Below are 20,485 nucleotides of genomic sequence, written 5' to 3' on the forward strand. Positions count from 1 at the left end.
ATAGCGCCAAGTCAGACACCGATAAGCTGCCCGACGTGACGCCATCGCGAGCAGGCTCGCTCCTACAGGGGAATCCGAGTGCTGGTGAATTCCAGCAAGCCACGAAACCTGTGGGAGCTGGCTTGCCAGCGAAGGCGGCCTGCCAGCCGACCAATTTTCACCGGATGTACCCGCTGCAAATGTGCGAGCGACATGCCGCATCCCCAAACCCGATTCACCCCGTCACACACCCAACCGGCACTTTCCCCGCAAACGTATCTACCAGACTCGCCACCACCATTTCCCCCATGCGCGTGCGGGTCTGCAACGTGGCGCTGGCCCGATGCGGTTGCAGCACCACCTGTTCGTTGCCAAACAACACTTGCGGCACGTTTGGTTCATCGACAAAAACATCCAGCGCGGCCCCGGCAATTTCGCCGGCAGAAAGCGCCGCAACCAGATCGGCTTCGTTCACCAGTTTGCCCCGCGCCACGTTGATCAGATAACCGTCCTTGCCCAACGCATGCAGCACTTGCGCATCGATGATCGCTTCGCCCTTGTCAGCCGCAGCGGCGAGGATCAGCGCATCGCTGTCGCGCGCCAGTTGCTTGAGGTCGGCGACGAAGGTGTGCGGTACGTCGCTCATCGGTTGCAAGTCGGTGTAGCTGATCGGGCAACCGAAGGCGGCGGCGCGTACGGCGATGGCGCGGCCGACGCGGCCCATGCCGACGATGCCGATGCGCATGCCCGATACCTGGCGGGCCAGGGGCAGCGGGGCCAGCGGTGTCGGGCTGTGCGGCCATTGGCCGGAGCGCACGTAACGATCACTGGTGCACAGGCCACGGCACACGGAGATCAGCAGGCCGATAGCGAGGTCGGCGACGTCTTCGGTGAGGGCGCCGATAGTGGCGGTGACGCGGATGCCGCGGTCGCGGGCGTAGGCCAGGTCAACGGCGTCGGTGCCGACGCCGTTGACCGCGACCACTTCCAGGTTCGGCAGTTGCGCCATCAGCGCCTGGCTGATGCCGGTGTGTCCGCCGGTGATGACGCCGCGAATGTTGGCGCCGTGTTCTTCTATATACGCGGGCTTGTCCGTTTGCTGGAAGTAGCGACGCACGGTGAACAGTTCGTCCAGACGCGTATTGATTTCGGGGATCAGGATCGGGCTCAGTTGCAGGATTTCTGGCTTCATGGCTACCTCGTTACGCAATAAAAAGGCCGGCTCAACCGCGGCCGGCAAACGGCATGGAGCTGGCCATGACGGTCATGTTCAGGACGTTGGCCGACAGCGGCAGGCCGGCGATGTAGCGCACGGCGTCGGCGACGTGTTTGACGTCGACCATTGGCTCCACGGCGATGCTGCCGTTGGCCTGGCGTACGCCTTGGGTCATGCGTACCGACATTTCCGTCAGGGCATTGCCGATGTCGATCTGGCTGCAGGCGATGTTGAATTCGCGACCGTCGAGCGCCAGGGATTTGGTCAAGCCCAGCACGGCGTGTTTGCTGGCGGTATAGGCGCTGCTGAACGGGCGGGGGGTGTGCGCAGAAATCGAACCGTTATTGATGATTCGTCCGCCCTGTGGCTGCTGCTTGCGCATTATCCCGAAGGCGCCGCGAGCGCAGAGGAACACCCCGTTCAGGTTGGTATCGATCACGTTGCGCCACTGCTCGAACGTCAGTTCATCCAGCGGCACGGCGGGTGCGTTGACCCCGGCGTTGTTGAAGACCACGTCGAGGCGGCCATAGACCTCGGCAACGGTGGCGAACAGGACGTCGACACTGGCCGGGTCGCGCACGTCGGTGGGCACCGCCAGCGCCGAGTGTCCCTGGCTTTGCGCCAATTCAACCAGCGCCTGCAGCGGCTCGGGCCGGCGTCCGGCAAGCACCAGGGTGAAGCCGTCGGCCATCAGGCCCAGCGCCACGGCGCGGCCAATGCCACTACCGGCACCGGTCACCAACGCGACTTTCAAAGGGGTGGTCATTTTATTGTTCTCCTGTTTTCAAAGGCCGACGGATCAGGTCCGTGGGCCGACGCGCATTTCCAGTTGGCCGATGCCGTCGATGCCGGCGTTGATCACATCGCCTGGTTGCAGCCCATCGACGCCCGCCGGGCTGCCGGTCATGATCAGGTCGCCGGCGCGCAGTGCCACGGATTGCGAGATGCGGCTGATCACTTCACTGACTGACCAGATCTGGCTGTCGAGGTTGTCGCGCTGGCGTTCTGCACCATTGACGTTCAGCCATAACTCACCCTCGGGATGGCCAGAGCGGCTTACCGGAACGACGGCGGTCATTGGCGCGGCACCGTCGAACACCTTGGCGCCTTCCCACGGCAAGCCGTTGCTTTTGGCGGCGCGCTGCACATCACGGCGGGTCAGGTCGAGGCCGGCGGCGTAGCCCCAGACGTAGGCCAGCGCCTGTTCTTCGGGAATGTTGGCGCCGCCTTCACCGATGGCCACCACCAGTTCGATTTCGTGAACGAAGTCCTCGCACAGCGTGGGGAAGGCCACGTCGCCGACGGCATCGACTACACAGCTTGCCGGTTTCATGAAGAACACCGGTGGCTGGCGCGACTGGCCCTGGCTGTCGGGCCACGGGTAGTTGCGGCCGACGCAAAACACCCGGCCGACGGGGAAGCGTTGTTCAGTGCCGAGCACCGGCAAGGTCACGGGCAGATCCGGAGTAAAGACGTATTCGGTCATGTTCATCCTGCGGGGCATCCTGTTTGAAGTAAGCAGCGTACGGCGGCTGGCGTCGGCGAAGTTGGACGAAAGCCGCCTGCGTTTGGAGAAAACGGGGTTTTTTGCCTCAGCGCACTTTCAGCTCGATGCGGTACAAGCGTCCGAGCAGCAACGAGTAGGAGAGGGTGCCGATCAGCGCCACACCGCCAATGAACCAGAAGGCGTAAGCGAAGGTGCCGGTGGCATGGACGATGGCGCCGATCACGATCGGGGTGACGATGCCGCCGATGTTCGCGGCCAGGCTGGTGACGCCGCCGGTAAGACCGATCAGCTCTTTCGGCGCCACTTCCGACACCGCCGCCCACGACGAGGACGCGATGCCCTGGGCGAAGAAGGCGATGGTCAGCACGGCGATGCAGATCAGGTTCGAATCGGTGAAGTTCACCAGCACGATGGACATGCCCAGCATCGAACCGACCACCAGTGGCAGCTTGCGTGCGAAGGACATCGAATAGCCGCGACGGATCAGCAGATCCGAGACGATGCCGGCCAGCAAAATCCCCACCGTGGCGCCCACGAACGGCAGTACGGCGAAGATCCCGGCCTTGATCATGGTCAGCTTGCGTTCTTCGATCAGGTAGGTGGGGAACCAGGTCAGGAAAAAGTACAGCGCCGAGGTGCTGGCGAACTTGCCGATGCAGATCGCCCAGACCTGCCGATAGCTCAACAGTTCGGCAACCTGCCGCCAGTTGAAGCGGGTGCGTTGCTGGCTGCTCTTGACCAGACCGCCGCCGGTTTCGATGTACTGCAATTCTGCCTGGCTGACTTTTTTGCAGTTCAACGGATCGCGATACAGATACAGCCACAACACACCGAACACGATGCCGAGTGCGCCGGTGCTGTAGAACACATGGCGCCAGTCGAAAGTGGTCGCCAGCCAGAGCAGTGCGCCGGTGAACAGCGCCGTGCCCAGGTATTGGCCGCAGACGTAGATGCTGCTGGCCAGCCCGCGTTCTCGCGCCGGAAACCACACAGTGACCGCACGACTGTTGGCCGGAAAGGCCGGAGCTTCCATGGCGCCGACGGCTAGGCGCAGGCCGAACAGCGAGGCAAACCCGGTGGCGAAACCCTGGCAGACGGTGACGGTCGACCAACTGATCAGCGAAACGCCGTAGGTAAAGCGCGAGCCGAAACGGTCGGCGATGAAGCCGGCCGGCACCAGCGCCAGGGCGTAGGTCCAGGCGAAGGCGGAAAAGATCAGGCCCATCTCGATCTTGTCCAGGCCAAGATCCTTGGCCATGAAGGGCGCGGCAATCGAGATGTTCACACGGTCGATGTAATTGATGATCGTCGCAATCAGCAACAACGACAGCATGAACCAGCGCCGCCGGGTTGGCAGCCGCTGTGCCGAGACGGCATCGCGTGAACCGGCAATCACCGGCGGCACGGTGGCACTGGAGGAATGAGAGTTGGACATGCAAAGACCTCGTTATTGTTAGAAGAGTCGAGATTTTTCGAGCAGCCGATGCCGTTGCCCGTAGATGGCGGGCAGGGCAATCGAACGTGAAGCGGGCGTGGCTGAAGCGCAGGCTTCAGACGTTCAACAACGTCGGTCTGCGACTGTCATCAAGGTGAGGTCGAGAGGGGTGGCGAGGGGGAATAGCAGGATCATGACGTGCGCACCTTTGATTGTTTTTGAAAGAGGTTGGGCTGCGTTGGTCATTACAGTGGTCGTACAACATCGCTAAATCAACCGAGGTGTTAGAACGTTTTTTCTTGAGGGAAACAACTTTGGCTAACCTGTCCAAAAACATAAATCTGAATATCGTTGGCGGTCCGACCTGCTAAACAGTGATAACTGTTTGATTAATAAGGACATTTCAGGAATTAAAAAGAATCTTGTTTTTGGACACGCGCATTGCCACTCAGCAGGGGAAATAGTTGCCGAGCGTTGATGTCATCGTATGACTTGTTGCCGCCCTCAGCCCAACCCTGCAAGATGACTGACGCCACCTCACTGCCCGGAGGACTCCCCACCCATGTCGTCACTCAGCCGTATCCCGACCTACGTCATGCAGCAACGCAGCGAATTGACCGATTTCTATATTCGCGACAAAAAGGGCCGGCGCGCCGAGACCAGTCCTCACCGCCATGAGTATTTTCAGATTCAGATCAACCTCGGTGGCGACACCGTTCAGCACATCGGCAGCGTGCAACGGCCATTCCCGCGCAACACTCTGGCGTTCATCCTGCCCCATCGTGTACACGTCATTCCGCACCCGGCGGACAGCAATTTCATGGTGATCAACTTTTCCCAGACCTTTCTGTTGCCGCATTTGCAGTGCGACCCGATGGATCTGGAAGAGGTCTCGATCCTGTTGGCGCCGGAGCTGTCGCCGTTCCGCTTTCAGGAGCATCTGGACTTCATCCTTGGCGACGAAGATTTCACTCAGGTGTGCGGCTTGATCGAGCAGATGCGCACCCTCGATGAAAACCGTCAGTTCGGCACACGGGAGATGCTCAAGGGCTTGTTGCTGCAACTGATTGGCAGCGTGTGTTTTCTCTATGCCGAACCACTCAAGCGTCTGGCGGAGGAGAATGCTGCGGAGAACAGCCGTCGTGACGCTCTGAGCCGGATGTTCGAATACTTGCGCAAGAACATCGCCGATCCCGATCTCAACCTGATCAAGGTCGCTGCCGCGACGTATCTGTCACCGACTTACCTGACGCACTGGCTGCGCAAGGAAATCGGCAAGACATTCACCGAACTGGTGCTGGAACGGCGCATGCACGCCGCACGCAATTTTCTGCTCAACAGCACGCGCTCGGTGGGCGAAGTCGCGCGCTTGTGCGGGTTTGCCGACGAGGCGTATTTCTCGCGCCGTTTTCGCCAGATCCATGGTCAGCCGCCCGGGCAGTTTCGCCGCCGCCAGCTCAATCCGGATACGCCGCAAACGCCGCTCGACACTTGAAGCGAGCCTGCTCGCGAACGCGGTGTGTCATTCAACAGATGCGTTGTCTGATACTCCGCTTTCGCGAGCAAGCTCGCTCCCACAGGGTTATGCGGTTTTCGGTCTCAGTCCAGATCCTGTGCCTGATGCCGCTCCGGCACCTGACTCTCTTCATCGCCCCAGGTACGATTCACCCGCTGTCCGCGAATAACCGCCGGCCGCTGAGCGATTTCTTCCGCCCAGCGCTGCACGTGGGTGTATTCATGCGCCGCGAGAAACTCCGCCGCCGAATACACGTTGTTGCGCACCAGTTGCCCGTACCACGGCCAGACCGCGATGTCGGCGATGGTGTAGCTGTCGCCGGCCAGGTAACGGTTATCGGCGAGACGGCGATCCAGTACGTCCAGCTGCCGCTTGGCTTCCATGGTGAAGCGGTTGATCGGGTATTCGAGCTTCTCCGGCGCGTAGGCATAGAAATGTCCGAAACCGCCGCCCAGATACGGCGCCGAGCCCATTTGCCAGAACAGCCAGTTGAGGGTTTCGGTGCGCCCGGCCGGATCCCTGGGCAGCAGGGCGCCGAATTTTTCCGCCAGATACAGCAGGATCGAACCGGACTCGAACACCCGGATCGGCGGTTCGACGCTGCGATCGAGCAGTGCGGGAATCTTTGAATTCGGATTGATCTCGACGAAGCCGCTGGAGAACTGGTCGCCTTCGCCAATGCGGATCAGCCACGCATCGTACTCGGCCCCGCTGTGCCCGAGCGCGAGCAGTTCTTCAAGCAGGATGGTGACCTTGACGCCGTTGGGTGTGGCCAGCGAATACAGTTGCAACGGGTGCTTGCCGACCGGCAATGGCTTGTCATGGGTCGGCCCGGCGACCGGGCGGTTGATGCTGGCGAAGTGGCCGCCGGAAGGGGCTTCGTGTTTCCAGACCTTGGGCGGAACGTAAGACGTTTTGCTCATGAAACGTACCTCGTCGATGCTGGGATGGCGTAGGTAGACACCGTAGGGAAAAATGCCGGCGGGTGCCAGCCCCCAACCCAAATCCCCTGTAGGAGTGAGCCTGCTCGCGATAGCGGTGCATCAGTCAATACTTTATTTGCCTGACACTCCGCCATCGCGAGCAGGCGAAGGCCTACAGGGATTTGTGTTGAACCATCAGCCCCAGTGGTGCGCCAGAGCTCCACCAGCTCCCTGCACCGGGTCAGTCTCAGGAAATGCAAGCTTCGCAATATGCGCCAACTGCTCTTCACTCGGCGCATCCCGGCAAATATCCGCTTGCTGCCCCGGCGGATACGCCCCCACCACCAGGAAATCTTCACTCGACCACAGGTTGCAATGCCCGGTCCCGACCGGCAGTAACAGCGCATCTCCGGCGTTGACCTCGACCGCGTGGCCATCGGGCCCGCCCAGCATCAACCGCGCTTTGCCTGCCGCCACGCCAAGCACTTCATGGCCTTCGGTGTGGTAGTGGTGATAGTCATAGACCCCGTAGCGCCACTGCGGCGGCCAGCCATTGGCGCTGAAAACCTGCTCGAAGCGCACCGCCGGATCGTCGCCCTCGATGGCAATCGCGTTGCGATAGATCAACACCGGCAGACGCGGATTGTTTGGCACCCAGTCGTTGCGTTCGAGCAGCAAGGTTTGCACTTCATTCATGATGAATCCTCCGATCATTCATTAATCGACCGCAGGGCAGGGTGCTCGCCTCAATAAATTCGTCAATGGCCGCCCCGGCGCCGTGCGCAGTTCCGGCCCGAGTGCAATCCATCGAAACTTCGCCGCGCACCTCACTGTCCAGACCCTTACACATCCATGCAGCGGTGAAAGGCGAGGATCGAGATGACGATGACGGTAGGGGATTTTCTGGTCGAGCGGCTCAGCGAATGGGGCGTTACGCGGATTTTTGGATATCCGGGCGACGGTATCAATGGCGTCTTCGGCGCCATGGCCCGGGCGAAAGGCAAGATCGAATTCGTACAGGCGCGACATGAGGAAATGGCCGCGTTCATGGCCTCGGCGCACGCCAAATTCACCGGTGAGCTGGGCGTGTGTATCGCCACCTCCGGCCCCGGCGCTTCACACCTGATCACTGGTCTTTACGATGCGCGGATGGATCACATGCCGGTGTTGGCCATTGTCGGTCAGCAGGCGCGCACGGCGCTGGGCAGTCATTACCAGCAGGAACTGGACCTGGTGTCGATGTTCAAGGACGTCGCCGGCGCGTTCGTGCAGCAGGCTTCGGCGCCGGCACAGGTGCGCCATCTGCTCGACCGCGCCGTGCGCACCGCTGTGGGCGAGCGCCGCGTCACTGCGCTGATCCTGCCCAACGATTTGCAGGATCTGCCTTACGAGCAACCACCCCGCGCTCACGGCACCGCGCATTCCGGCGTCGGCTACAGCAAGCCGAAAGTCGTGCCTTACGACGCCGATTTGCAGCGCGCCGCCGAGGTCCTCAACCCCGGCGAGAAAGTCGCGATTCTGGTCGGTGCCGGGGCGCTGGAAGCGACCGACCAGGTGATCGCCGTGGCGGAAAAACTCGGCGCCGGCGTCGCCAAGGCTTTGCTCGGCAAAGCGGCCTTGCCCGACGATCTGCCGTGGGTCACCGGCAGCATCGGCCTGCTCGGCACCGAACCCAGCTACAAGCTCATGAGCGAATGCGACACCTTGCTGATGGTCGGCTCGGGCTTTCCCTATTCCGAATTCCTGCCCAAGGAAGGCCAGGCGCGCGGCGTGCAGATCGATTTGCAACCGGACATGCTTAGCCTGCGTTACCCCATGGAGGTCAATCTGGTCGGCGATTCAGCCGAAACCCTCGCCGCGCTGTTGCCTTTGCTCGAGCAGAAAACCTCGAACAAGTGGCGCAAAAAAGTCGAAGGCTGGCGCAGCACCTGGGAGAAAACCCTGGAAAAGCGCGCCATGGCCAAGGCCAAGCCGATCAATCCGCAACGCGTGGTGTTCGAACTGTCACCGCGCTTGCCCGATCAGGCGATCATCACCAGCGACTCCGGCTCCTGCGCCAACTGGTACGCCCGTGACTTGAAAATCCGCCGCGGGATGAAATGCTCGTTGTCCGGTGGCCTGGCCTCGATGGGGGCTGCGGTGCCCTATGCGATCGCCGCCAAATTCGCTTTTCCAGAACGCCCGGTCATTGCCCTGGTCGGCGACGGTGCGATGCAGATGAACAACATGGCCGAGCTGATCACCGTTGCCAAATACTGGCGGCAATGGGCGAGCCCGAAATGGATCTGCGCAGTGTTCAACAACGAGGACCTCAACCAAGTGACCTGGGAACAGCGGGTGATGGAGGGCGATCCGAAGTTCGAGGCATCGCAAAGCATCCCCGATGTGCCCTATCACCTGTTCGCCATTTCCATCGGCCTCAAAGGCATCTTTGTTGATCGCGAAGAAGACGTGGCGGCGGCCTGGGAGCAGGCACTGGCCTCGGATGTGCCCGTGCTGATCGAGTTCAAGACCGACCCGAACGTGCCGCCGCTGCCACCGCACATCAAGCTGGAGCAGGCAAAGGCTTTCGCCACGACCCTGCTCAAAGGCGATCCGGACGAGGCGGGGGTGATCGTGCAAACGGCCAAGCAGGTGCTTGGCGCCATGCTGCCGCGCAAGAAATGATGCCAGGCGCTTGAACGAACCAGCGATTTTCATCGGTTGCGCGGGCTCAAGCCTTGGCCGCGAGCACTGGCCGGCCTTCCCGGCGGAGGGCACGCATCTGCAACGCTATGCGGCGCGTTTCAACTGTGTGGAAATCAACAGTTCGTTCTATCGCCCGCATCGTTGGCAGACCTATGAGCGTTGGGCCGATTCGGTTCCGCCAGGCTTTCGCTTCGCAGTCAAAGTACCCAAGCTCATCAGCCATGAGCAGCGTCTGGCGGGCAGCGTGGCTGCGCTCGATGAGTTTCTCGGACAGTGCGAAGGTCTGGGTGAAAAACTAGGCTGTCTGCTGCTGCAATTGCCGCCGAAACTGGCGTTCGATGCGCCCGCTGCCGAGGCGTTTTTTCGCGTCTTGCGCGAACGTTTCCAGGGCGCCGTGGTGCTGGAGCCGCGACACGAATCGTGGACCGAGGCCGAGGCGCTGTTGCAGGATTTGCAGATTGCCCGGGCGGTAGTCGATCCGTCGCGGATCAGCACCGACGCGGCGCCGGGCGGCTGGCGAGGCCTGCAATATTGGCGCCTGCATGGTTCGCCGCGCATCTATCACAGCGCCTACGACTTGGCTTATCTCCAGCGCCTTGCTCAGGTCCTGCAAAGCGCGAGCGGCGTGGGCAAAGACACTTGGTGCATCTTCGATAACACCGCCAGCGGCGCTGCCACCGCCAATGCGTTGGCATTGAGCGCGCTGACCGAAGTCAGCGAGCGCTGATACGATGGCCTCATGGCCGCTATCGGAACCCACACAAACCGTCCGGCTACAGGTAAACTCCGCGCACTTTTTCAAGGAGTTCACATGAGTTACTACCAGCCGGGCATCCTCGCCACCCCTGTTCCTGCGCAAGCACGTCATCTGTTTTTCGCCCTGGCGTCGGTTGAAGCCTTGCCGCAAGCGATCGACAACCTGCTGATGCTGGTGGATGGCAAGTCGGCGGTGGTTGGCTTTGGTGAGGCGTTGACCAAGGCGCTGAATGTAGAAATCGACGGCCTGCGCAGTTTCCCGGCAATGACCGGCGTCGGCGTGAACAACCCGTCGACCCAGCACGCGCTGTGGGTCTGGCTGCACGGCGTCGACCGCGGTGAACTGCTCAACCGTTGCGACGCCTTCGAAGCCGCGCTGGCGCCGGCCTTGCGCCTGGTGCAGGTGCAGGAAGCCTTCCGCCACATGGACGGCCACGATCTCACCGGTTACGAAGACGGCACGGAAAACCCGCACGATGACGCCGCCATTGCCGCCGCGCTGCAAAGCACTGGTGCTGATGGATTGATCGGCGGCAGCTTCGCCGCCATCCAGCAGTGGCAGCACGACCTCAAGGGTTTTCAGCGTTTATCTGCCGAGGCCAAGGACGCCATCATGGGCCGTCGCTTGAGCGATAACGAAGAAATCGACGACGCGCCAATCTCCGCTCACGTCAAACGTACCGCCCAGGAAAGCTTCGCGCCGGAGGCGTTTGTCGTGCGCCGTTCGATGCCATGGATCGAAGGTGATCGCGCGGGTTTGATGTTCCTGGCTTTCGGCTTCTCGCTGGATGCCTTCGAAGCGCAACTGCGGCGTATGAGCGGTCTGGAAGACGGCATCACCGATGGCCTGTATCGCATCAGCCGACCGATTACCGGCGGCTATTACTGGTGCCCGCCGCTCAAGGACGGTCACCTCGATCTGCGCGCTCTGCGCATCGGCTGAGGACTGGGGCATGAACGTGGTGCGCTGGGGCATGATCGGTTGTGGCAGCGTGGCGGAACGCAAGAGCGGACCGGCCTTTTACAAGGCGCCCGGTTCGGCGCTGGTGGCGGTGATGGGCCGTCGCCTTGAAGCGGTAAGCGACTACGCCGCGCGTCACGGCATCGAACGGGTGTACACCGAGGTCGATGCGCTGATCAACGATCCGCAGGTGGACGCGGTGTACATCGCCACGCCACCCGACAGCCACCACGCCTACAGCCTGAAAGTCGCCGCCGCCGGCAAGCATTGCTGTGTGGAGAAACCCATGGCGCTCAACGCCGGGCAGAGCCGCGAGATGCAGCAGGCGTTTGCCGCTGCCGGTCTGCATTTGTTTGTCAGCTATTACCGCCGCTCGCTACCGCGCTTCGCGCAAGTGCGCCAGTGGCTGGAGGAAGGGCGTATCGGCGAGGTCCGCCACCTGAGCTGGACACTGACCAAAGCGCCGTCGCCGGTGGATCTGGAGGGCCGTGACAATTGGCGCACCGATCCGGCGGTGGCGGGCGGTGGTTATTTTGCCGATCTGGCCAGCCATGGTTTGGACCTGTTCCAGTATTTGCTCGGCGACATCGTTGAAGTCGCCGGTTTCACCGCACGGCAGGCGGGGCTATATACGGCGGAAGATGCGGTCAGTGCCAGTTGGCGGTTTGCCTCGGGAGCACTGGGTATGGGCTGCTGGAGCTTTGTCGCGGACCGGCGCGAAGACCGCGTCGAAATTATCGGCAGCAAGGGGCGGATCGGCTTTTCGGTGTTTGACGAGCATCCGCTGCAATTGTTTGCCGATGAGGAGATCAGTCTGGAGATTGCTCATCATGAGCATATTCAGTGGCATCACGTGCTCGGGATGAATGCGCACATTCGCGGCGAATCCCGCCATCCCGCCGTGGCCGAGCAAGCCCTCAAGACCGACTGGGTCATGGACCAGATCCTCAAGCGCGACTGACCTTCCCAACCTGCACAATTCCCTGTGGGAGCTGGCTTGCCAGCGATAGCGGTGGTTCAGATAGCCAATCAGTTGGCTGACAGGACGCCATCGCTGGCAAGCCAGCTCCCACAGGGAACAGCGAGCGCTTAGTATCTAAGGTTATGCCCAAACAATATTTCTCAACTTTGTCATCCCAACCCTAAGATCACGTCATAACTCGTTATAACAAGTGATCCCGTGATGACCGATAACGTTCTCTCCCTCGGCAGCGTCCCGCTGCACACCCAACTGCGCGATGTGTTGCGTGCGCGCATTCTTGATGGTGAATACCCGCAAGACAGTCAGATGCCGTCCGAAAGCGAACTCGGCACGCTGTTCAAAGTCAGCCGCATCACCGTGCGCCAGGCGCTGGGCGATTTGCAGAAGGAAGGGCTGATCTTCAAGATCCACGGCAAAGGCACGTTCGTCGCCAAGCCGAAAACCTTTCAGAACGTCAGCAGCCTGCAAGGTCTCGCCGAGTCCATGACCGGGCGCGGCTACGAGGTGATCAACCGCTTGCGCAGCTTCAAATTCATTGCTGCCGACAAGCGTGTCGCCGAGCGTTTGCAAGTGGCCGAAGGGGAAATCGTCGCGCAGATCAAACGCGTGCGACTGATCAACCGTGAACCGATCTCGCTGGAAATCACCTACCTGCCCAAAGCCATCGGCGAGCGGCTGGAAAAGGCCGATCTGGTTACCCGCGACATCTTCCTGATCCTCGAAAACGACTGCGGCATCGTGCTCGGCCACGCCGATCTGGCCATCGACGCGGTGCTGGCGGACAGCGACCTGACCCAGGCGCTCAACGTCGAGGCCGGCTCGCCGATCATGCGCATCGAGCGCCTGACCCACGACGCCCGGGGCCAGCCGCTGGATTTCGAACATCTCTACTACCGTGGCGATGCGTTTCAGTACCGCCTGCGGATCGACCGGCACAAAGGGGAGCAGGCATGACGCGCAACACGCTGGAACAGGAATACGACATCGTCGTTATTGGCGGCGGCACCGCAGGTCCCATGGCGGCGATCAAGGCCAAAGAGCAAAACCGCGACCTGCGCGTGCTGCTGGTCGACAAGGCCAACGTCAAACGCAGCGGCGCGATCAGCATGGGCATGGACGGCCTGAACAACGCGATCATTCCCGGCCATTCGACGCCGGAGCAGTACACCAAGGAAATTACCATCGCCAACGACGGCATCGTCAATCAAGCCGCCGTTTACGCCTATGCCACGCACAGTTTCGAAACCATCGAACAGCTCGACCGTTGGGGGGTGAAGTTCGAAAAGGACGAAACCGGCGATTACGCGGTGAAAAAAGTCCATCACATGGGCGCCTACGTACTGCCGATGCCGGAAGGGCACGACATCAAAAAGGTCCTTTATCGCCAGTTGAAACGGGCGCGGGTGAGCATCACCAATCGCCTGGTCTGCACACGTTTGCTGACCGACGAGGAGGGCGCGGTCAACGGTGTGATGGGCTTCGATTGCCGCACCGCCGATTTCCATGTGATCAAGGCCAAGGCGGTGATTCTGGCGTGTGGCGCTGCCGGTCGTCTCGGCCTGCCGTCGTCGGGTTATCTGATGGGCACTTACGAAAACCCGACCAATGCCGGCGACGGCTACGCGATGGCCTATCACGCCGGCGCCGAGCTGGCCAATCTCGAGTGCTTCCAGATCAACCCGTTGATCAAGGATTACAACGGCCCGGCCTGCGCCTACGTGACTGGCCCGCTAGGGGGTTACACCGCCAACAACAAGGGTGAACGCTTCATCGAGTGCGACTACTGGAGCGGGCAGATGATGTGGGAGTTTCACCAGGAACTGGAAAGCGGCAACGGCCCGGTGTTCCTCAAACTCGATCATCTGGCCGAAGAAACCATCCAGAACATCGAGGACATCCTGCACAGCAACGAGCGCCCGAGCCGGGGTCAGTTCCACGCCAATCGCGGCACCGACTACCGCACGCAGATGGTCGAAATGCACATCTCGGAAATCGGTTTCTGCAGTGGTCATTCGGCGTCTGGCGTGTGGGTCAACGAACGCGCCGAAACCTCGGTGAAAGGTTTGTACTCGGCGGGCGACATGGCGGCCGTGCCGCACAATTACATGCTCGGTGCGTTTACTTACGGCTGGTTTGCCGGGCACAACGCCGCGGAGTTTGTCGCCGGCCGCGAGTTTTCGGCGTTGGATGCCGAGCAGATTGCCAAGGAAAAAGCCCGGGTCTACGCACCATTGGATCGTGAACACGGCCTGCCGCCGGCGCAGGTCGAGTACAAGCTGCGCCGCTTCGTCAACGACTACCTGCAACCGCCGAAAGTGACCAAAAAAATGCAGATCGGCCTGCAACGTTTCAGCGACATTGAGCGCGACCTGGAACAGATGAAAGCCAACAACGCCCACGAACTGATGCGCGCGATGGAAACCAGCGTGATCCGCGACTGCGCCGAAATGGCCGCCCGCGCCTCGTTGTTCCGCGCCGAAAGCCGCTGGGGCCTGTATCACTATCGCGTCGATCATCCACAACGTAACGACGCCGAATGGTTCTGCCATTGCCATCTGAAAAAGGGCGAGGACGGGCGCATGACCAGTTTCAAAAAAGCCGTCGAGCCTTACATCATCCCGCTCGACGCCGAAGAAATGCAGGCCTACGACCGACTGCGGGTCGGCTCTTTCGCCGCTTGATGCACGACTGAAAAGAGAGTCCGAACCATGGCTTATCAAGCTCAGGAAATCTTCTTCCGCTCCAACGCCCCGGTCACCGTCGATGAGGACAAATGCATCGCCGAAAAGGGCTGCACCGTGTGCGTCGACGTCTGCCCGATGGATTTGTTGGCGATCAACCCGGCCACGCAAAAGGCCTACATGGCATTTGATGAATGTTGGTATTGCATGCCGTGCGAAAAGGATTGTCCGACGGGTGCCGTCAAAGTCGAAATCCCGTATCTCTTGCGTTGAAACCCGATCCCTGTAGGAGTGAGACTGCTCGCGATAGCGCTGGATCAGATGTAGATGTGTTGACTGACACACCGCTATCGCGAGCAGGCTCACTCCTACATTGGATGTGTGACAAACCAAAGCCATCCGGTGAACCCCGGACGCTGAGTTGAAAAATACCCCTCGTTTCCCACCGCGCCCTGATCGCGGCGGAGACGAACTTCAATCAATGATTCGAGGGGACACACTCATGTTGCGTGCAGCACTCGCCGGTCTGGTACTGGCTTCATTTACCGTGTCGGCCTCGGCCGAAACCATCCGCATTGCCATCGGCACCCAGGACACCACCATCAACTGCGCCGCCGGTGGCCTGTTGATCCGTGAACTCGGCTTGCTCGACAAATACCTGCCCCGCGATGGCGCCTATAAAGATGCGAAGTACGACGTGCAATGGAAGAACTTCACCAGCGGCGCGCCGCTGACCAACGAGATGGTCGCCGGCAAACTCGACTTCGGCGCCATGGCCGATTTCCCCGGTGCGTTCAATGGTGTGGCGTTCGAAACCGCTGGCAAGCACAGCCTGTTCATCAGCGTGTTGTCGGGCAGCATCAAGGGCAGTGGCAACGGCATTGTTGTGCCGAGCGCATCCAGCGTGCAGTCGTTGGCTGAGCTTAAAGGCAAGACCATTTCCGTGCCGTTCGCCTCCACGGCCCATGGCATGTTGCTGCGCGCCGTGGCAGAGCAGGGCTGGGATCCGCTCAAGGATGTGAACATCATCGCCCAGCCGCCGGAAGTCGCAGGTTCGGCTTTGCAGGCCGGCAAGATCGACGCTCACGCCGACTTCGTGCCGTTCGCCGAACTGTTTCCCAGCCGTGGTTTCGCCCGCAAGATCTACGACGGCGCCCAGGCCAACGCACCGACCTTCCACGGTGCGCTGGTGGATCAGGCCTATGCGGAGAAATACCCGGAGATTGTCGTCGCCTATCTGCGCGCCAGCATCGAAGCCAATCAATTGCTCGCAGCCGAACCGGAGAAGTACAGCGAACTGATCGCCAAGGTCTCTGGCGTCGACGCCGAGGTCAACTACCTGTTCCATGGCCCGCTCGGCGTGCAGACCCGCGACCTGAGCTGGAAACCGGAGTACCGCCAGGCCGTCGGCACCGCCATCGATACGCTGAAACTGCTGAAAAAGGCTGATCGCGGCCTCGATCTCAACACCTTTATTGACGATCAATACATCCGCGCGGCTTTCAAGGCGTCGAACCTCGATTACGCCGCGCAATTGGCTGACTACGCGCAGACGCCTTTACCCGGGGCGGATGCAGCGACGGGCCAAGCCATCACCGATGTCAGCCACGTTGCGGAAATCTGGGTACGCGGCGAGGCAAAAGTGCGCCGTTATGGTTCGGCTGAAGCGGCGTTCAGCGCGCTGGCTGCGTTGAAGCAGGAGGGCAGAAACATCCGGGCGGTGTATGCGCAGGCCAGCGACAGCGGCATCAAGTTGTTGGCCGAACAGGCATGGTTTGCCAGCGATGCCAAGGGTCGCCTCAGCGCGTTCCTGCTCAAGGGCCAGGCCCAGCAATACGCCACGGCGCAGGGCGGCAAAGTCTTCGACTTCAGCGATGCCACCGCGCAAGTCGTCGCCGTGCGCTAACCCCACAAACACCGCGCTCCCCTGTAGGAGTGAGCCTGCTCGCGATAACGGTGTGTCAGCTGTCGATGTGATGTCTGATACACCGCTATCGCGAGCAGGCTCACTCCTACAGGGATTTGGTTGAGAGGCATTATTGTGTATCGATCCTGTTTGCGCTGGATTCCAAGAATCATCTCGCTGCTGCTCTGCCTGCTGTTCTGGCAACTCGCCGCCCGCCATCACTGGAACCTGGGCCTGGTGACCTTCGCCAACGTGCCAACCCCCGTGGCCGTGATAGAAGCCGCGCTGGGCCTGGGTGATTCCGGCAAACTCTGGCAGCACCTGAGCAGCAGCCTGGGCCGCGTCTTTGCCGGCTACCTCGCGGCACTGCTGATCGGCATCGCCCTTGGCCTGTCCATCGGCCGCTCGAAATGGGCTGAAGACCTGCTGCTGCCACCACTGGAAGTGCTGCGCCCGATCCCCGCCGTGGCGTGGATTCCTCTGGCAATCCTGATGTTCCCGTCGTCGGAATTGTCGATGGTCTTCATCACCTTTACCGGCGCGCTGTTCCCGATCCTGCTCAACACCGTGCACGGCGTCGAGACCGTCGACCCACGTCTGATCGCCTCGGCAAAAAGCCTCGGGGCAGGGCGCCGGGCGATTCTGCAGGAAGTGATCCTGCCGGGCGCTGCGCCGAGCATCATCACCGGCCTGGCGATCGGCATGGGCACGTCGTGGTTCTGCCTGGTGACGGCGGAAATGATCTCCGGCCAGTTCGGTATCGGCTATTACACCTGGGAGTCCTACACCCTGCAGAACTATGCCGACATCGTCGTCGGCATGCTCCTGATCGGTGTGTTGGGCATGGGCAGCAGTTGGCTGATCAAACGCCTGGGCGGGTGGCTCACGCCCTGGCATCGACCGCGAGGAAAAGCCTGATGAGCGTGATGCAAACCCCGCAAGGGCGGATCGACATTCGCCAGTTGTCCATCGTCCTTGGCAGCGGTCGTGAAGCGTTCGAAGCCGTGCAGGGCCTCGATTGCCAGATCGAACCCGGCCAGTTCGTGTGCATCCTCGGCCCGTCCGGTTGCGGGAAATCGACCTTGCTTGGTGCCTTGGCCGGGCATCTGAATGCGCAGACCGGCAGCCTCAAGGTGGACGGCGCGGTGGTGTCCGGCCCGTCGCCACAACGCGGCATGGTCTTTCAGCATCACACATTGTTCCCGTGGCGAACGGTACGTGACAACGTCGCCTTCGGCCTGAAAATGCGTGGCATCAGCAAGACTGAACGCCATCGTGCCGCCGATGAAATCCTTGAGCTGGTCGGCCTCGACGGCTTTGCCGAACGCTGGCCCGATCAGCTCTCCGGCGGCATGCAGCAGCGTGTGGAGATCGCCCGGGTGCTGGTCAACCGTCCGCGGCTGTTGCTGATGGACGAACCGTTCGGCGCACTGGATGCGCTGACCCGGCTGAACATGCAGGAACTGCTGCTGGACATCTGGACGCGCATCCGCACCACCGTGGTGTTTGTCACCCATGACATCGATGAAGCGCTGTTCCTCGCCGACCGCCTGTTGGTCATGAGCGCACGCCCGGGGCGAATCATCGAAGACTTGCGCCTGGATTTCCCTCGTCCACGCACCACTGAGCTGGTCACCAGCCCCGAGTTCGCCCGCCTCAAGCGTCACTGCCTCGACCTGCTGCGCCACGACAACGACCGACCGCTGCCACGCCTCAATCCGCTCGGTCTGCCGCCAGAAAACCCTTTGCCGCGATTTGCCCTATGACTTCTTTTTTTGCTGTAACCGACAACGATGAAATCCTCGCCCTGCAACCGCGTCTGACGGCTGAAGATGCCGGCGTGCGACGTATTGCCCTGATTGAACTGGCGGATCTGGAAGAGCCGGACGGTTTGCTCTGGCTGGTCGATCGCCTCAGGCAGGATCCCGCCGAGGAGGTGCGTGCCGAAGCCGCACGGCTGTTGGAGGCGTGGGAGGACGAGCCGGTCGTGCAAGCCTTGTGCGAAGCGCTGACGGATCCGTCGCCAGCCGTGCAAGCGGCCGCCGCGCAAAGCCTGAGTCTGCTCAAGTCGACAGCGTCGGGGCGGGTGATTCTGCCGTGGACCGGGCACGCCGAGGTCAGTGTGCGGATCGCCGCGTTTCGAGCGCTGCGTGAGTTGCGTTTTGCCGACGCCGCCACCGCGGCCATTACCGCGCTGAACGATGCTGACGCCCATGTGCGTCGCGAAGCGGTCGGGGTGCTCGGCTGGCTCAAACAGCTCGACGCGTTGCCGGCGCTGGCCCGTCTGGCCAGCGCTGATCCGGACACCGAAGTGCGCCGCGCGGCCACCGGAGCGCTGGGCCTGGCCTCTGGCGCCGAAGTGCTTCCGGCCCTGCGCCAGGCCTTGCAGGACAGTGCCTGGCAAGTGCGCGAAGAAGCCGCGACGACCCTGGGCAAAGTCGGCCATCGCGATGCGGGGCCGGCCCTGGTCGAAGCCTTGAGCGACGACTATTGGCAAGTGCGCTTGCGCGCCACCCGCAGCCTCGGTCGCCTGCGTTTCGCCCCGGCGCTGGACGCGCTGGTCGACACCCTTGGCCATCGCATCAGCAACCTGCGCAAGGAAGCGGCGCTGGCCTTGGGCGAACTGAATGATCGCGGTGCCGTGGCGGCGTTGCAGGCTGCGCAGGATGACGGTGATCCGGAGGTACGCAAAGCCGTGCGCATCGCCTTGAGCCAGTTGCAATGAGCCCACTGTCGGTCGGTAATTCGCAGAGCGAACGGACGCTGCGCCTGAGTTGGCCGGATGGCCGCGAGCAGCAACTCAATCACGCCGAACTGCGCCGCCAGTGCCCATGCTCGCAATGCCGCGCGTTGCGCCTGCGCGGCCTGACGCCGCTGGTCGATGATCGGGTGCGACTGATCGAACTCAACCCCCAGGGCTATGGCGTGCAACTGGTGTTCAGCGACGGCCATCAACGCGGTATCTATCCATGGACTTACCTGGCACAACTCAATGCCTGACCCCGCGAAAATCCATGTGGGAGCGCTGAACCCCGCATATCGCGCCGAATCACCAATCCCCTGTGGGAGCGGTTATCAGAAAGATTTGCTGACGCTGGCGACAACGGTCGCGGCGCAGACGTCTTTGAAGCCCCAGTTGCTCAGGCATTGCGTTTGCGAGAGGTCAGTGTCGATATAGCTGAGGCCCAGCACCACGCCGCCCAGGTTGTGGGTGACTTTGACCTCCCACTCCCGATAACTGTCCTGCGCCTGCCCGGACGCCGAGTACAGGTACGGGTCCTTGAAATCCATACGGCCGTAGCGCAGTGCCAACGCCGAATCGAAAGGCAATGGCGTTTCATAACTGACGTAGGTGTACAGCGAGTTCTGCTGACTATCGATGCCCGGCGCATCGCTGGAGTAGTACGCCGCCACGCTGACGCCGTACGCGCCGAAAATCGCGTAGACCTCGCTCTGGTTGAACTGGCTTTCCCTGGGGTAGGCATACTTGAGATAGCCCAGGTCCAGGCTGACATCCTCGCTCGCCTGCCATAGCCAACCGGCGTAGTAATCGACTTCCTGACGGGGCTTCAAGCCCCCGCCGAAATCGACGTTGGAACTCCACGCGCCCAGATACAGACCGCTGCTATGCGCCAGGGTCAGGCCGGCCTGCGTGGCAGGGTCATTTTGAGTTTGCGAAATGCCGCGTGTGCGGTAATCACTGGCGAGGGTCAGATCCACCAGCACGGCGAAGTCGTCGTTCAGCGCGATCGCGTGGCTGCTCGACGGCAGCACACTGAAGAAACTCAGGGCGAACAGGGGCAAGGCTTTCATGTGAAGTCCCGGTGTTGTGATTATTGTTGGGCAGTACGAAAACTGGGGAGGGAATGCAATCTCAGCCACCCCAAAAGACCCTGTGGGAGTGAGCCTGCTCGCGATAGCGGAGTGTCAGACAA

At 61.5% G+C, this 20,485-nt stretch carries 20 protein-coding genes; 13 read left to right on the forward strand and 7 right to left on the reverse strand.

Features of this window, described 5'->3' with window-relative positions; translation table 11 throughout:
* Window positions 1-214: 214 nt before the first annotated feature.
* The 4 genes from HU743_RS09995 to HU743_RS10010 form a co-directional block, all read right to left on the reverse strand.
* Window positions 215-1,171: a 2-hydroxyacid dehydrogenase gene (locus tag HU743_RS09995; RefSeq protein ID WP_186648404.1), complete on the reverse strand. Its 957-nt coding sequence runs from the start codon at window positions 1,169-1,171 to the stop codon at window positions 215-217.
* A 31-nt stretch (window positions 1,172-1,202) separates the two neighbouring features.
* Complete coding sequence (locus HU743_RS10000; RefSeq protein ID WP_186648405.1) at window positions 1,203-1,961, reverse strand: SDR family oxidoreductase; 759 nt, start codon at window positions 1,959-1,961, stop codon at window positions 1,203-1,205.
* Window positions 1,962-1,994: 33 nt separating this feature from the next.
* Window positions 1,995-2,687 (reverse strand): fumarylacetoacetate hydrolase family protein, encoded by a 693-nt coding sequence (locus HU743_RS10005; RefSeq protein WP_186648406.1) that lies wholly within the window; start codon window positions 2,685-2,687, stop codon window positions 1,995-1,997.
* A gap of 100 nt (window positions 2,688-2,787) precedes the next feature.
* Window positions 2,788-4,137: an MFS transporter gene (locus HU743_RS10010; protein ID WP_186648407.1), complete on the reverse strand. Its 1,350-nt coding sequence runs from the start codon at window positions 4,135-4,137 to the stop codon at window positions 2,788-2,790.
* A gap of 562 nt (window positions 4,138-4,699) precedes the next feature.
* Between HU743_RS10010 and HU743_RS10015 the strand changes: the two genes are divergently transcribed.
* Entirely contained in the window at window positions 4,700-5,632 is a 933-nt protein-coding gene (locus HU743_RS10015) for an AraC family transcriptional regulator (RefSeq protein ID WP_186648409.1), read from the forward strand.
* A 104-nt stretch (window positions 5,633-5,736) separates the two neighbouring features.
* Here the strand turns inward: HU743_RS10015 and yghU are convergent, their stop codons facing one another.
* The gene (yghU, locus tag HU743_RS10020) at window positions 5,737-6,576 is read right to left on the reverse strand and encodes a glutathione-dependent disulfide-bond oxidoreductase (protein ID WP_186648410.1); all 840 of its coding nucleotides are present in this window, start codon (window positions 6,574-6,576) and stop codon (window positions 5,737-5,739) included.
* A gap of 195 nt (window positions 6,577-6,771) precedes the next feature.
* Window positions 6,772-7,272, reverse strand: a complete 501-nt coding sequence (locus tag HU743_RS10025; protein ID WP_186648411.1) for a cupin — start codon at window positions 7,270-7,272, stop codon at window positions 6,772-6,774.
* Window positions 7,273-7,455: 183 nt separating this feature from the next.
* Here HU743_RS10025 and HU743_RS10030 point away from each other — a divergent pair, with 183 nt between their 5' ends.
* From HU743_RS10030 to HU743_RS10085, 12 genes are all read left to right on the forward strand, one after another.
* A complete protein-coding gene (locus HU743_RS10030) occupies window positions 7,456-9,243 on the forward strand; it encodes a thiamine pyrophosphate-requiring protein (protein ID WP_186648412.1) in 1,788 nt (595 codons plus the stop codon).
* Window positions 9,244-9,253: 10 nt separating this feature from the next.
* Window positions 9,254-9,991 (forward strand): DUF72 domain-containing protein, encoded by a 738-nt coding sequence (locus HU743_RS10035; protein WP_186648413.1) that lies wholly within the window; start codon window positions 9,254-9,256, stop codon window positions 9,989-9,991.
* 84 nt (window positions 9,992-10,075) lie between these two features.
* Window positions 10,076-10,963: a Dyp-type peroxidase gene (locus HU743_RS10040; protein ID WP_186648414.1), complete on the forward strand. Its 888-nt coding sequence runs from the start codon at window positions 10,076-10,078 to the stop codon at window positions 10,961-10,963.
* A 10-nt stretch (window positions 10,964-10,973) separates the two neighbouring features.
* Window positions 10,974-11,942, forward strand: coding sequence for a Gfo/Idh/MocA family oxidoreductase (locus HU743_RS10045; RefSeq protein ID WP_186648415.1), 969 nt, complete (start codon window positions 10,974-10,976; stop codon window positions 11,940-11,942).
* A gap of 222 nt (window positions 11,943-12,164) precedes the next feature.
* Window positions 12,165-12,917 (forward strand): GntR family transcriptional regulator, encoded by a 753-nt coding sequence (locus HU743_RS10050; RefSeq protein ID WP_186648417.1) that lies wholly within the window; start codon window positions 12,165-12,167, stop codon window positions 12,915-12,917.
* The gene (locus HU743_RS10055; RefSeq protein WP_186648420.1) at window positions 12,914-14,644 is read left to right on the forward strand and encodes a fumarate reductase/succinate dehydrogenase flavoprotein subunit; all 1,731 of its coding nucleotides are present in this window, start codon (window positions 12,914-12,916) and stop codon (window positions 14,642-14,644) included. The genes HU743_RS10050 and HU743_RS10055 overlap by 4 nt, the downstream gene beginning before the upstream one ends.
* 27 nt (window positions 14,645-14,671) lie before the next feature.
* A complete protein-coding gene (locus HU743_RS10060) occupies window positions 14,672-14,917 on the forward strand; it encodes a ferredoxin family protein (protein ID WP_007959413.1) in 246 nt (81 codons plus the stop codon).
* Between the two features lie 208 nt (window positions 14,918-15,125).
* Window positions 15,126-16,550, forward strand: coding sequence for an ABC transporter substrate-binding protein (locus HU743_RS10065; protein WP_186648421.1), 1,425 nt, complete (start codon window positions 15,126-15,128; stop codon window positions 16,548-16,550).
* Window positions 16,551-16,685: 135 nt separating this feature from the next.
* A complete protein-coding gene (locus HU743_RS10070; protein ID WP_186648422.1) occupies window positions 16,686-17,468 on the forward strand; it encodes an ABC transporter permease subunit in 783 nt (260 codons plus the stop codon).
* The gene (locus HU743_RS10075; RefSeq protein WP_186648423.1) at window positions 17,468-18,316 is read left to right on the forward strand and encodes an ABC transporter ATP-binding protein; all 849 of its coding nucleotides are present in this window, start codon (window positions 17,468-17,470) and stop codon (window positions 18,314-18,316) included. Before HU743_RS10070 ends, HU743_RS10075 begins: the two co-directional genes overlap by 1 nt.
* A complete protein-coding gene (locus HU743_RS10080; RefSeq protein WP_186648424.1) occupies window positions 18,313-19,275 on the forward strand; it encodes a HEAT repeat domain-containing protein in 963 nt (320 codons plus the stop codon). The genes HU743_RS10075 and HU743_RS10080 overlap by 4 nt, the downstream gene beginning before the upstream one ends.
* Window positions 19,272-19,550, forward strand: coding sequence for a DUF971 domain-containing protein (locus HU743_RS10085; RefSeq protein WP_186648425.1), 279 nt, complete (start codon window positions 19,272-19,274; stop codon window positions 19,548-19,550). The genes HU743_RS10080 and HU743_RS10085 overlap by 4 nt, the downstream gene beginning before the upstream one ends.
* A gap of 75 nt (window positions 19,551-19,625) precedes the next feature.
* Here the strand turns inward: HU743_RS10085 and HU743_RS10090 are convergent, their stop codons facing one another.
* On the reverse strand, window positions 19,626-20,363 hold the full coding sequence (locus HU743_RS10090; protein ID WP_186648426.1) for a TorF family putative porin: 738 nt from the start codon (window positions 20,361-20,363) through the stop codon (window positions 19,626-19,628).
* Window positions 20,364-20,485: the final 122 nt, after the last annotated feature.

Source organism: Pseudomonas sp. SWRI99 (assembly GCF_014270125.1).
Lineage (GTDB): Bacteria > Pseudomonadota > Gammaproteobacteria > Pseudomonadales > Pseudomonadaceae > Aquipseudomonas > Aquipseudomonas hamedanensis.